The organism is Methylorubrum aminovorans, from assembly GCF_022179725.1.
In the GTDB taxonomy this organism is placed as follows: domain Bacteria; phylum Pseudomonadota; class Alphaproteobacteria; order Rhizobiales; family Beijerinckiaceae; genus Methylobacterium; species Methylobacterium aminovorans.
This window is the reverse complement of the sequence record NZ_BPRC01000001.1, coordinates 926,662-937,885: the sequence shown is the minus strand read 5'-3', so window position 1 is coordinate 937,885 and position 11,224 is coordinate 926,662. Positions and strand designations below refer to the sequence as shown.

The following is an 11,224-nucleotide window of genomic DNA, read 5'->3' as shown; positions in this document are numbered from 1 at the left end:
GGGCAAGTCCTTGGCAAAAAGAAGTTGGTCGACGCGCCGCAAGACTGAAATTTAACAGTAAACGGGTATCAGCCTGGTCGATACGTCGTTGGCCGGGCTTGAGTGGTGATGCCGGGACAGGTGCAGAAGCGGGCGGATGACAGCCGCGACCCGGCATGGGCCTCCGCTCGCAGCGCCTGGGAGGCCCTCGCCCGGCACGGGTTGACGCCCTCCCCCCGGAACTACGAACTGCTGCACGCCTTCTTCAGCGGCGCCAACCCGCCGCTCGCGGAACGTCTCGCCCCCTGTCTCGCACCCGGCGGCGCACTGACGGAGGAGCAGGCGAACTCGCTCTACGACGCCTGCATTGCCGGAACCTCGACGGAGGCGCGCATGCTCGACGGGGTCGGCCAACTGGCCGAGGTGGCGGGTGCGCTGGCGGAGCGGGTCGCGGGCAGCTCGAAGGCGATGGCCGGATATGGCGACGTGCTGGCCCATTGGTCCGGCCGTCTCACGGCCCGCCCGACGGCCGACGAACTCATGACGGCGCTCGTCGCCCTGATCGGCGAGACCGAGGTGGCCCAGAGCCGCAACCGGCTGCTCGAAGAGCAGCTCTCGACCTCCGCCGGGCACATTGCCAAGCTGCATCGGGACCTCGTCGAGACGCGGCGCGAGGCGGCCACCGATGCCCTGACAGGGCTGGCCAATCGCAAGGCCTTCGACCGCTTCCTGCGCGATTCGATCGCCCGAACCCGGTCGGATGCCGGCAGTACGTTCTCCCTGCTCCTGCTCGATATCGACCATTTCAAAGGTCTCAACGACCGGCATGGCCACCGCTTCGGTGATCAGGTGCTGCGGCTGGTTGGTCGTCTCCTCAGCGAGAAGACGACCGACCGCGACCTCGCCGCGCGCTACGGCGGCGAAGAGTTCGCGATCGTGCTGGGCGAGGCCGGCATCGGGGCCGCGGTCGCGCTCGCGCAGGAGATCTGCGGCCGCCTGCGCGCCCAGCGGCTGGTCAAGCGCGGATCCGGCGACGTCGTGGCCCAGGTGACGATCTCGGCCGGCGTCGCGCAGGTCCGGCCAGGCGAGGCCGCCCGCGACGTGATCGAACGGGCGGACCGCGCGCTCTACGAGGCCAAGCGGACCGGCCGCGATCGCGTCTGCCCGACGCCGCAGGCGGCGGTCGCCTGACGGCCCCCGCCGATCAGCGGAAATCGGTCGGCGTGAGGCCGTAGCGGGCGATCTTGTCGTAGAGGGTTTTCCGTGGGACGCCGAGGGATTCCGCGGCCAGCCGCACGTCGCCGCCGGCCATGATCAGCTCCTCACGGATCAGGCCGCGCTCGAACCGCTCGACCTGCTCCGACAGGCTCAGCGCCGTGGTCGGAGAGGCCTCCGGGACGGCCTGTCCGGGCAGGCCCAGCGCGCAGCGCTCGGCGAAGTGGTCGAGTTCGCGCACGTTGCCGGGCCAGGTATGGCGCTGGAGGTGGTCGCGCATCGCCGCCGTCACGGGGGGCGCCTCGCGTCCGAACCGGGCGGCGGCGCGGGCCAGGAAGTGCTGGAACAGCAGCAGGATGTCCTCGCGCCGCTCGCGCAGGGGCGGGATCACGACGGTGACGACGTTGAGCCGGTGGTAGAGATCGTCGCGGAAGGTGCCGGCGGCGGCCTCCTGGCCGAGATCGACCTTGGTGGCCGAGACCACCCGCATGTCGACCGGGCGCCGCTCGTTGGTGCCCAGCGGCTCCACCACCCGCTCCTGCAGCACCCGCAGCAGCTTCACCTGCAGGGCCAGCGGCATGCTCTCGATCTCGTCGAGGAACAGCGTGCCGCCCTGCGCGTGCTCGATGCGCCCGACCCGGCGCTTGAGCGCCCCCGTGAAGGCGCCGGCCTCGTGGCCGAACAGCTCGCTCTCCACCACGCTGTCGGGCAGCGCGCCGCAATTCATCGCGACGAAGTTCTTCGATGCGCGGCGGCTCCAGCGGTGCAGGGCGTTGGCCACCACCTCCTTGCCGGAGCCGGTCTCGCCGAGCACGAGCACGTCGACGTCGGCCCCCGCCACATCGCGTACGAGGCGGCGCAGGGCGACGATCTCCGGCGAGATGCCGAGGAAGGCGGGGTCCTCCTCGATCGCTGCGTCGAGCCGGGCGTTGAGCCTGCGATTCTCCAGAACGAGGCGGCGACGATCGAGGGCGCGGCGCACCGAGCCCATCAGCGCCTCGGCCGGATAGGGCTTGGCCAGGAAATCGTAGGCGCCCGCGCGCATCGCCGCCACCGCCATCGAGATGTCGCCGTGGCCGGTGATGAGGATCACCGGCAGATCCGCGTCCATGGCACGGATCCGCTCGAACAGGGCGCGCCCGTCGATGCCCGGCAGGCGCACGTCGGTGACGACCGCGCCCGGCGGCTCGGCCCGGATCGCCGCCAGCGCGGGCTCGGCCGCCTCGAAGGTCTCGACCCGGAAGCCGTCGAGTTCCAGACTCTGCCGGTTGGCACGCCGCACGTCCTCCTCGTCGTCGATAAAGACGACCCGCTCGGACGTGTCGTTCGGCTCGCTGCTCATATGGCCTCCAGGCTCGCGGCCGGGCTTTCGTCCTGCGCCGCATCCGGCGGGACGGCGGCGCGTGTCAGCTCCATTCGGAACGTCGTGCCGTCGGTGCCCGAGCGCAGGCCGAGCGTCCCGCCGCATTCCTCGACGATGCCGCGGCAGATCGCCAAACCGAGCCCGAGCCCTTCGGATTTCGTGGTGAAGAACGGATCGAACACCTGCGCCCGGTCCGCCTCCGGGATGCCCGGCCCGTTGTCGGCGACCTCGACGGCGATCCGCTCGCCCGTCTCCTCGATGCGCACGGCGACCCATGGCTCGGCCCGTCCGGTCACCGCGTCGAGCGCGTTCTGAAGGAGGTTGACGACGACCTGCTCCAGGCGCGGACCGTCGCCGAGCACGGCGAGATCGGGTGCAGGCGACGGGACGTCGAGGGCGATGCCGGACTGCGCCGCGCGCAGGGAGACCACTTCGAGGCTTCCGCGCAGGATATCGCAGAGGCGCACCGGCTCGCGCCGGCCCGAGGCGCGGCGGGCGAAGCCCTTGAGCTGGCGCGTCAGGGTTCCGATGCGCTCCGTCAGGCGGCCGATGGCCGAGACGTTCTCCGCCGCGTCCTCGATCCGTCCGCGGCGCACGAGGATCGCGGTGTTGTCGGCATAGGAGCGGATCGCGGCGAGCGGCTGGTTGATCTCGTGGGCCATGCTGGCGGCGAACTGCCCCAGGGCCGCCAGCCGCCCGGCCTGCGCCAGTTCGCGGCCCAGACGCTCGCGCTCGGCCTCGGCCCGGCGGCGCTCCTCGATCTCTGCGAGGAGCTGCCGGTTGGCTTGGCTGAGTGCGTGGGTGCGCTCGGCCACCCGCACTTCGAGTTCCTCGCGCCGGGTCGCGGCCTCGGCCAACCGTGTCCGCATTCGGCGTCGCCGCCCCCAGAGCGTGGCGAGCCCGGCCCAGGCAAGGCCGGCCGCCAACAGGGCGATGACCCGGCCCTGGGCCCGCTCGCGCTGCACCGCTGTGGCGATGGGCGTCAGGGTGTGGAGCCGCCAATCCGTTCCGGGGATCGATGCGTCGAGCATGAGCGCCGGCCAAGCCGGTCTGGCTCCGCCGCCGACCCGCACGACGTCCGGGGCATCCGATGTGGCGTAGACCGGCAGGGGCAGGAGCGGCGCCTCGCCGAATTCGAGCGCCTCGCGGATGCGCTGGCGCTCCGCCTCATCGACGGTACGGAAGGCTCGGAAGCGCCAGGTCGGGTCGCTCGCCACCAATACGATGCCGCGCGGGTCGGAGACGAACACGCTCTCGCGGCTCGTGCGCCACGCGGCCTCGACCGCATCGAACTCGATCTTGACGACGACGACCCCGTCGTCCTTGGGCAGCCGGCGGGCCAGATAGTAGCCCGGTCGGCCGCTGACCGTGCCGAGGGCGAATTGCGAGCCGGCGCCGTCCTGCATCGACTTCCTGAAATAGGGCCGGAACCCGTAATTGCGGCCGAGGAAGCTCTTTTCCGCGCCCGCATTGCTCGCGGCGACCGTCACGCCGTCAGAACGCATCACGTAGATCACCGCCGCGCCGGTCGCCTCGGCGATCTGCGCAAGGCGCGCGTTCACACTCTCGACGAGGCCGGGCTCCGGTGTCGGTGCCACGACACCGGCGATCTCGGGGTCCGCGGCGAGTGCGAGCGGCAGCGAACTCTGCGTCTGCATCTCGGCTCGGAACGCCGCAACCTGAAGCCCGAGCGAAGAAGAGGCCGAGCGACGCAGATCGGTCAGTGCCCACCGCTCCGCCACCCGTCCGCCGAGCCAGCCGGTCAGTATGAGGACGGCCAGCCCAGCCACCACGACGAGTGCGCGGCGATAATCCTTCGAGGAGGGCGAGGCGGGGACGATCACACCGTGGAAGCCTGTGCGAGATTTCGGAACGCTCGGAAGCCTCGTGTGCGGATCACCGCAACGCGCCGGAGGGCGCAATTGTCTGCTGATCTGTAAATATCATTCATTTCAAGAGTTTAACAAAAATTTATCGGCACTTTCGAACTGGCATGCCGGTTGCCATTCCCCCTTCGAAACGCAGCCATGAGCTAACCGCAGAGCTGTGTGCCGAGAGGCCAAAAGCAAGAGCGGACGGCGCCGGAAATTTCCCGAGGGAGCCCCGGCGATCTGATCCGACGAACCGTCCACCGCTCCGACAGGGAGAAACGCCCATGGCCTCCGTGCCGTCCCCTCTGACCGCGCCGCACGCGCCGTCCGCCCCCAAACCCATCTACCGCACGCTCTATTTCCAGGTGCTGGTCGCCGTCGCCATCGGCATCACCCTCGGGCATTTCTACCCGAAGCTCGGCGCGGACATGAAGCCGCTCGGCGACGCCTTCATCAAGCTCGTCAAGATGATCATCGCGCCGGTGATCTTCCTCACCGTGGTCTCCGGCATCGCCGGCATGACGAACCTCGAGAAGGTCGGTCGCGTCGGCGGCAAGGCACTCGCCTACTTCCTGACGTTCTCGACGCTGGCGCTGATCGTCGGCCTCGTCGTCGCCAACGTGCTCCAGCCCGGCCACGGCCTGCACATCGACCCGAACTCGCTCGATCCCAAGGCGGTCGCGACCTACGCCGGCAAGGCGAAGGAGCAGAACATCGGCGACTTCCTGATGAACATCATCCCGACGACCGCCGTCGGCGCCTTCGCGGGCGGTGAGATCCTTCAGGTGCTGTTCTTCTCGGTCCTGTTCGGCTTCGGCCTCGCCTTCCTCGGGGACCGCGGCAAGCCGGTCCTCGACATCATCAAGATCATGTCCGAAGCCGTCTTCGGCGTCGTCAACATCATCATGAAGGTCGCCCCCATCGGCGCCTTCGGCGCGATGGCCTTCACCATCGGCAAGTACGGCATCTCTTCGCTGGCCAACCTCGCCTACCTCGTCGGCGCCTTCTACCTGACCTCGGCGATCTTCGTGCTCGGCGTGCTCGGTGCCGTCGCCCGCTACAACGGCTTCTCGATCATCAAGCTCATCCGCTACATCAAGGAAGAGCTGATGCTGGTGCTCGGCACCTCCTCCTCGGAATCGGCCCTGCCCTCGCTGATCGAGAAGATGGAGAAGGCCGGTTGCTCGCGCCCCGTGGTCGGCCTCGTCGTCCCCACCGGATACTCGTTCAACCTCGACGGCACCAACATCTACATGACGATGGCGGCGCTGTTCATCGCCCAGGCCACCGACACCCCGATCACCTTCGGCGAGCAGATCCTGCTGCTGCTCGTGGCCATGCTCTCCTCGAAGGGCGCGGCGGGCGTGACCGGTTCGGGCTTCATCACGCTGGCCGCGACGCTGGCCGTCGTCCCCTCCGTGCCGGTCGTCGGCATGGCGCTGATCCTCGGCATCGACCGCTTCATGTCGGAGTGCCGCGCGCTCACCAACTTCATCGGCAACGCGGTCGCCTGCATCGTCGTCGCCCGCTGGGAAGGTGAAGTCGACGAGGCCAAGCTCCACGCCGCGCTGGCCGGCCAGCCGATCGTCGAGGCGGCCCCCGCCCCGGCTCTCCAGCCGGCCGAGTGATCCGGGCAGGAGGGCGCACCGTCCTGCGTCCTCCGTCCGGTATGGGAACCGCGGCAGCCGTCACGTGGCTGCCGCGGTTTCTCGCTTTGAGGGGCCGTCCCCCGGCTCTATCCTGTGTGCCGCTGCGGTGACGCTTCAGGATTTCAGGGGGAAAGCGCCATGCTCAAGGGACGCTGCCATTGCGGGGCCATCCGCTATGAGATGACCGCGGAGGTCGTCCATAACGCGCTCTGCCACTGCTCCGATTGCCGACGGCATTCCGGTGCGCCGATGGTGGGCTGGGCGATGGTGCCGGCCGAGCGCGTGACGATCTCCGGCGAGCCGGCCGTCTACGCCTCCTCCGAGCACGGCCGACGGCATTTCTGCGGGCGCTGCGGCACGAGCCTGTTCTACGTCAACGAGCAGATGCTGCCGGGCATGATCGACGTGCAGACCGGAACCCTCGACACGCCCGACGCCCTGCCGCCGCAGGCGCATATCCAGGTGGCCGAGCGCATCGCCTGGATGGAGGACGCGCACCGCCTGCCGAGCTTCGAGCGGTTTCCGGCGGGCTGACGCCGTTCAGAACGCCGTCAGCTTCCGACGGACTCGCTCGACGAAGCGCGCCCGCGCCTCGTCCGTGGCTTTGTCCATGCCGGTCAGCGCGATCCAGTCGAGCCGGCAGCGCCGGGCGCAGAGCGGGCGGATGCCGAAGCGGAACAGGCGCCAGTCCGGCCAGCCGACGAGCCAGAGCAGCCATCGCGGCGAGCCGTAGGTCGTCACCACCGCGATCCGGCGGATCTGGGTGAGGCGCGGTTGCAAGACCTTCGCCCCGCCCAGCGCGAAGGCGACGCCGGGCAGCCAGACCCTGTCGAACCAGCCCTTCAGCATGGCCGGCGGCCCGAACCACCATGTGGGATAGACGAAGACCAGTGCCTCGGCCCGGCGCAGGGCGGCGATATGGCCGGCGATGTCGGACCGCTCGGCCGCTTCGTCGTAATAGGCGCCCCGTTCCCGCGCACTGAGGCGCGGGTCGAAGTTCTCCTCGTAGAGATCAAGTCGCTCGACCGTGTGACCCGCCGCTTCGAGCGCGGCGCCGGCGGCGTCGCGCAGCCGCGCGTTGAAGCTGTCGGCGCGGGGATGGCAGTGGACCAGCAGGACGCGCATCGGTTCAGGGGGCCGGCGTGCCCGCCGCCCGCAGCCGGTCGAGCAGGGCGGCGTCGGCGTAGCCGTCGGGCACGAGGCCCTTGTCCGCCTGGAAGGCGCGGATCGCGGCGCGGGTCTTCGGGCCGATCTTGCCGTCGGCGCCGCCGACCGGATAGCCGAGGGCGGAAAGCCGCGTCTGCAGGTCAGTGCGCTCCTCGGTCGTGAGCATGCGGTCGCCCCGCGGCCAGTCGCGGGTGAAGCCGGGCGCGCCGCGCAGCCGGTCGGAGAGATGTGCCACGGTGAGCGCGTAGGCCAGCGCCGTGTTGTAGCGCAGGATCACCCGGAAGTTCGGCTCCAGCAGGAAGGCCGGGCCCTTGGCGCCGGTCGGCAGCAGCAGGGCGGCGCGGCGCTCCGCGCCCTCGGGGAAGGCGCCGGCGGCGGGCTTCAGACCGAGGCTCTGCCACTCGGAAAAGGGGCGCTCGGTGGACTCGTCGGCGAACCGGTAATCGAAATCGTCCGGCAGCAGCACTTCGACGCCCCAGCCCTCGCCGGCCCGCCAGCCGGATTGCTTGAGGAAGTTGGCGGTCGAGGCCAGCGCGTCCGGCACCGCGTGCCAGATGTCGCGCCGGCCGTCGCCGTCGAAATCGACGGCGTGGCGCAGGAAGGCGGTCGGCATGAACTGGGTGTGGCCCATGGCGCCGGCCCAGGAGCCGCGCATCCGCTCCGCGTCGGCATCGCCATCGGCAAGGATCTTCAGGGCCGCGACGAGTTCGTCGCGCCACAGGCCGGGCCGGGCCGGGTCGCCGCAGGCGAGCGTCGCCAGCGCCGGGATCACCGGGCGGATGCCATTCCCTTCGAGGGCGGCCCCGTAATTCGACTCGACGCCCCAGAAGGCGACCAGGATGTGCCGATCGACGCCGTAGGCCGCCTCGATCCGTCCCAGCACCTCGGACCACTCGGCGAGCTTGGCTTGGCCCGTTGCGATCCGCTCCGGCGTCACGCTCGCTTCGACATACTGCCAGATCGGCTTGACGAACTCGGCCTGGGACTGGGTCGCCGGCACCACTGTGGGATCGGGGGTGATCCCCGTGAGCGCCGCCTCGGCCACAGGCCGGGGCACGCCGCGCGCCTCGGCGAGCGTCTTCAATCCGCTGAGGCATTGCGCAAAATCCGGCGCTGTTGCCGGGTTTGCCGCCGCGCTGGCCGCCGGATCGGTCGGAGCCTCGGCCCGCACCGGGCTCGCGCCGGTGAGGGTCAGGGTGGCGAGGAGGAGGGCTTTGGCTGAAGGCCGCATGGGTGCCGCCTTACCATCTCTTCGCCTGATCGCGAGGGCCGGTGCGTCAGCTTCCGAAGGCGCTCGCCCGGGCAAAGGCGGCCGCGAAGCCTGAGAGCGGCACGGTGATGATCGTGGGTTCCTTCGCGTCCGGCTTGGTCGCCGAGATCGTGAGGTTGGTCGCCGTCTTCATCGCGTCGGTGGCGAGCGTCGGCAGGCTGATCGGTACGAGGCAGCCGTCGGTGACGCAGTAGGAGAACGGCGCCCCCTTGCCGAGCTGCCGGTCGTCGAGCTTGAACGAGACGCCGGGCTCGATCTGGAGGCCGAACGGCATCAGGATCAGTCCCTCGCTCTTCCCGTCCCGGGGCGGGCGCATCTCGACGCTGAACAGCCGCTTGCCCGTGCGCCGGTCGCCCTGCGACTGGATGATGACGCAGTCGGTGCGCGCCTCGGCCCGGTTGCAGTTCATCGTCCAGTCGCCGTAGCTCTCGCTGACGGAGCTGGCGCCAGCGGGCCACTGGGAGGAACTGGCGGCCGCGGCAGGTTCCAGCACCGTGCCGGACGGCGCAGGGGGAGCGGATTCCTTGGCCTCTTCCTTCTTCGGAGCCGGCTTGCGCGGGCGCGGCTTCGGCTTGGCGGCCGGCTCGGCGGGCGCAGCGTCGGTTGCGGCATCCTCCTGCGCCGGGGCGAGGCTTGGCCAAGCCAGAACCATCATTCCGGCGAGCAGAAGCGCGGTGGCAGACGCGGTTCCGCGGGACAGAGGCGGCATGGTCGGGCTCCTAAGGGTGTCGTAAGGGGGCGCCTAGCCCCGCTTGCGGACGGATGCAATCGCACCGACGCCGCACAGAAGCGAGACGAAGAAATTTGCGGTCAAGCCTGGAACCGTTCCACGAAATTCAGAACAATATCCCGGTTCCTGCCGGGATTATTGAGCAAAAGAAGGTGCCCGGAGCGCATATGAGCAGCATTCTCGATCACGCCCCGCGCGATGCCCGTGGCGAACCCCATCCCCTGTCGCAGTATCGCGGCAAGGTGCTTCTGGTGGTCAACACCGCCTCGAAATGTGGTTTCACTCCGCAATATCAGGGCCTCGAAGAGCTCTGGCGCCGCCATCGCGACCGTGGCCTCGTGGTGCTCGGCCTGCCCTGCAACCAGTTCGGCGCCCAGGAGCCGGGCGATGCCGCCGCCATCGAGCAGTTCTGCTCGCTGACCTATGACGTCACCTTCCCGGTGCTCGCCAAACTCGAGGTGAACGGCCCCGGCGCCGATCCGCTCTACATCGGTCTGAAGCGGGAGAAGCCGGGGCTGTTCGGCACGCAGGCGATCAAGTGGAACTTCACGAAGTTCCTGATCGGCCGCGACGGACGGGTGATCGGCCGCTTCTCGCCCTCGACGAAGCCGGCGGCCCTGGAGGACGCGATCGAGCGGGCCCTGGCGAAGCCGGCCGGGTAGGGCTCACCGCCCCGTTCGGGCCGCAGGCCCCGGATCGATTGCCGGCAGTTCGCCCGGCGGCAGACCGGGGGCAGCGGCGGCCACCTGCGGGGCGTCGACGCCGCGGGCGCGGTTGGCGAGCGCCACGGTCAGCTTCTCGGCGGGCTCCGAGCCCATCAGGGCCAGCACCTCGGCCATCTTGCGTGGGTTCATCGCCATCACGATCGGCACCAGCGTCTCGAGGTTCAGGCGGTCGAAGACCCGAGCCGCATCCTTCGGCTTCATCGTCTCGTACATCAGGACGATGCCCTTCATCCCCGCCTTCTCGGCCTCGGCCCGCCTGCTGCCCTCGGACCCGACCTTGTCCTCGGCGCCCTTGAGGTCGGCCACGCCGGATTCGAGCTTGCGCTCGGCGTCCTTCAGCATCTGCTCGCGCAGGTCGAGTTCGTCCCCGCGATGCTTCAGGGTCTCGCGGCGGGCGGCGAGCTTTTCAAGGATCGCCCGCTCGCTGTCCGAGACCGGTTCCGGCACCTGTGGCTGGTAGACCGGCGGCGGAGCGGGCTCGGCCTTCTTCGGCGGCGTCGAGACGGAGCCGGTGGTAGTCGGGTCGGTCGGCTCGTAATTGGTCCGTGCCTTGGCCAGCACGCGGGCGAAGTCCGGCAGCGGCGTGCCGGGGGGCGCCGGGTCGTCGGCCAGCAGGGCGGTCAGCTTGAGCACGAGAAGCCCAATCGCCGCCAGGGTCACGGCGTCGATCAGGCGCAGCCGGAAGGGACGCGCCGGAAGGCTCGCGAGGCGTGCGAGTCGGCGCGCGGGCAGGCTCATGCGGCTCTGGCCCGCAGGCGGTCGAGGGCGCGCTCGGACAGGGCCTGAGCGGCGGCGAGCGCCGCGCCGACACGCTCGCCGTTGCCGCCGGCCGGGGCGGGTTCCACCAGCACGGCACGCGGGCCGGCCTGGGGAGCAGTGGTCGAAGGCGCGGCGGCTGGCGCGGTGGCCGCATGGCGTGCCTGGCCGACGATGGCCGCGATGCGGGCGATGACGCTCTCACCCGCCTGCACGTGCGCGGCAAGATCGGTGCTGGTGCGTTCGGCGCCGGCGAGGCGCTCGGTGAGCGTGCGGTCGCACTCGTCCAGCGTGGCGCGCAGGCCCGCGATCGCCCGCTCGGCGGTGGCGCTCGCCACCACGAGGTCGCCGATGGTGGAGCGCAGGGCCGCCTCGTCCGCCTTGAGCCGGTTGATTCGCCGCGACAGCCTCACGGAGGAGACGATGGTGGCCACGAGGAGGACAGCGACGAGGACGTCGGCGGCCATCGAGACGAAGAAGGTCATCATGGTCAGCCTGC

11 protein-coding genes are annotated in these 11,224 nt (G+C 70.1%); 4 read left to right on the top strand and 7 right to left on the bottom strand.

Going from position 1 to position 11,224, the window contains the following annotated elements:
• The first annotated feature begins 108 nt into the window (after nt 1-108).
• Nucleotides 109-1,170 (top strand): GGDEF domain-containing protein, encoded by a 1,062-nt coding sequence (locus MFF24_RS04370; RefSeq protein ID WP_231342997.1) that lies wholly within the window; start codon nt 109-111, stop codon nt 1,168-1,170.
• 13 nt (nt 1,171-1,183) lie between these two features.
• Here the strand turns inward: MFF24_RS04370 and MFF24_RS04365 are convergent, their stop codons facing one another.
• Nucleotides 1,184-2,536 (bottom strand): sigma-54-dependent transcriptional regulator, encoded by a 1,353-nt coding sequence (locus tag MFF24_RS04365; RefSeq protein ID WP_238222632.1) that lies wholly within the window; start codon nt 2,534-2,536, stop codon nt 1,184-1,186.
• Nucleotides 2,533-4,401, bottom strand: a complete 1,869-nt coding sequence (locus MFF24_RS04360; RefSeq protein WP_238222629.1) for a sensor histidine kinase — start codon at nt 4,399-4,401, stop codon at nt 2,533-2,535. The genes MFF24_RS04365 and MFF24_RS04360 overlap by 4 nt, the downstream gene beginning before the upstream one ends.
• 311 nt (nt 4,402-4,712) lie before the next feature.
• On the opposite strand from MFF24_RS04360, the gene MFF24_RS04355 reads away from it, so the two are divergent.
• Both MFF24_RS04355 and MFF24_RS04350 read left to right on the top strand, forming a co-directional pair.
• Nucleotides 4,713-6,056: a dicarboxylate/amino acid:cation symporter gene (locus MFF24_RS04355; protein WP_108940894.1), complete on the top strand. Its 1,344-nt coding sequence runs from the start codon at nt 4,713-4,715 to the stop codon at nt 6,054-6,056.
• Nucleotides 6,057-6,215: 159 nt separating this feature from the next.
• Nucleotides 6,216-6,611 (top strand): GFA family protein, encoded by a 396-nt coding sequence (locus tag MFF24_RS04350; RefSeq protein ID WP_133090442.1) that lies wholly within the window; start codon nt 6,216-6,218, stop codon nt 6,609-6,611.
• Nucleotides 6,612-6,617: 6 nt separating this feature from the next.
• Here the strand turns inward: MFF24_RS04350 and MFF24_RS04345 are convergent, their stop codons facing one another.
• From MFF24_RS04345 to MFF24_RS04335, 3 genes are read right to left on the bottom strand one after another with little or no spacing between them, the layout of a single operon-like run.
• Nucleotides 6,618-7,202: an NAD(P)H-dependent oxidoreductase gene (locus MFF24_RS04345; RefSeq protein WP_238222627.1), complete on the bottom strand. Its 585-nt coding sequence runs from the start codon at nt 7,200-7,202 to the stop codon at nt 6,618-6,620.
• Between the two features lie 4 nt (nt 7,203-7,206).
• Nucleotides 7,207-8,475, bottom strand: coding sequence for a lytic murein transglycosylase (locus tag MFF24_RS04340; RefSeq protein ID WP_238222623.1), 1,269 nt, complete (start codon nt 8,473-8,475; stop codon nt 7,207-7,209).
• A 46-nt stretch (nt 8,476-8,521) separates the two neighbouring features.
• Complete coding sequence (locus tag MFF24_RS04335; protein WP_238222621.1) at nt 8,522-9,223, bottom strand: invasion associated locus B family protein; 702 nt, start codon at nt 9,221-9,223, stop codon at nt 8,522-8,524.
• 188 nt (nt 9,224-9,411) lie between these two features.
• Between MFF24_RS04335 and MFF24_RS04330 the strand changes: the two genes are divergently transcribed.
• Nucleotides 9,412-9,906 (top strand): glutathione peroxidase, encoded by a 495-nt coding sequence (locus tag MFF24_RS04330; protein WP_238222614.1) that lies wholly within the window; start codon nt 9,412-9,414, stop codon nt 9,904-9,906.
• 3 nt (nt 9,907-9,909) lie between these two features.
• Here MFF24_RS04330 and MFF24_RS04325 read toward each other — a convergent pair whose 3' ends face one another.
• A complete protein-coding gene (locus MFF24_RS04325; protein ID WP_108940888.1) occupies nt 9,910-10,707 on the bottom strand; it encodes a MotE family protein in 798 nt (265 codons plus the stop codon).
• Nucleotides 10,704-11,213: a DUF6468 domain-containing protein gene (locus MFF24_RS04320; RefSeq protein ID WP_238222613.1), complete on the bottom strand. Its 510-nt coding sequence runs from the start codon at nt 11,211-11,213 to the stop codon at nt 10,704-10,706. Before MFF24_RS04320 ends, MFF24_RS04325 begins: the two co-directional genes overlap by 4 nt.
• Between the last annotated feature and the right edge of the window lie 11 nt (nt 11,214-11,224).

Bases quoted from the DNA above. Each gene is read 5' to 3' on its own strand.
- MFF24_RS04345 (WP_238222627.1), bottom strand. From the start codon at position 7,202: ATGCGCGTCCTGCTGGTCCACTGCCATCCCCGCGCCGACAGCTTCAAC.
- MFF24_RS04355 (WP_108940894.1), top strand. From the start codon at position 4,713: ATGGCCTCCGTGCCGTCCCCTCTGACCGCGCCGCACGCGCCGTCCGCC.
- MFF24_RS04365 (WP_238222632.1), bottom strand. From the start codon at position 2,536: ATGAGCAGCGAGCCGAACGACACGTCCGAGCGGGTCGTCTTTATCGAC.
- MFF24_RS04340 (WP_238222623.1), bottom strand. From the start codon at position 8,475: ATGCGGCCTTCAGCCAAAGCCCTCCTCCTCGCCACCCTGACCCTCACC.
- MFF24_RS04330 (WP_238222614.1), top strand. From the start codon at position 9,412: ATGAGCAGCATTCTCGATCACGCCCCGCGCGATGCCCGTGGCGAACCC.
- MFF24_RS04350 (WP_133090442.1), top strand. From the start codon at position 6,216: ATGCTCAAGGGACGCTGCCATTGCGGGGCCATCCGCTATGAGATGACC.
- MFF24_RS04335 (WP_238222621.1), bottom strand. From the start codon at position 9,223: ATGCCGCCTCTGTCCCGCGGAACCGCGTCTGCCACCGCGCTTCTGCTC.
- MFF24_RS04320 (WP_238222613.1), bottom strand. From the start codon at position 11,213: ATGATGACCTTCTTCGTCTCGATGGCCGCCGACGTCCTCGTCGCTGTC.
- MFF24_RS04325 (WP_108940888.1), bottom strand. From the start codon at position 10,707: ATGAGCCTGCCCGCGCGCCGACTCGCACGCCTCGCGAGCCTTCCGGCG.
- MFF24_RS04370 (WP_231342997.1), top strand. From the start codon at position 109: ATGCCGGGACAGGTGCAGAAGCGGGCGGATGACAGCCGCGACCCGGCA.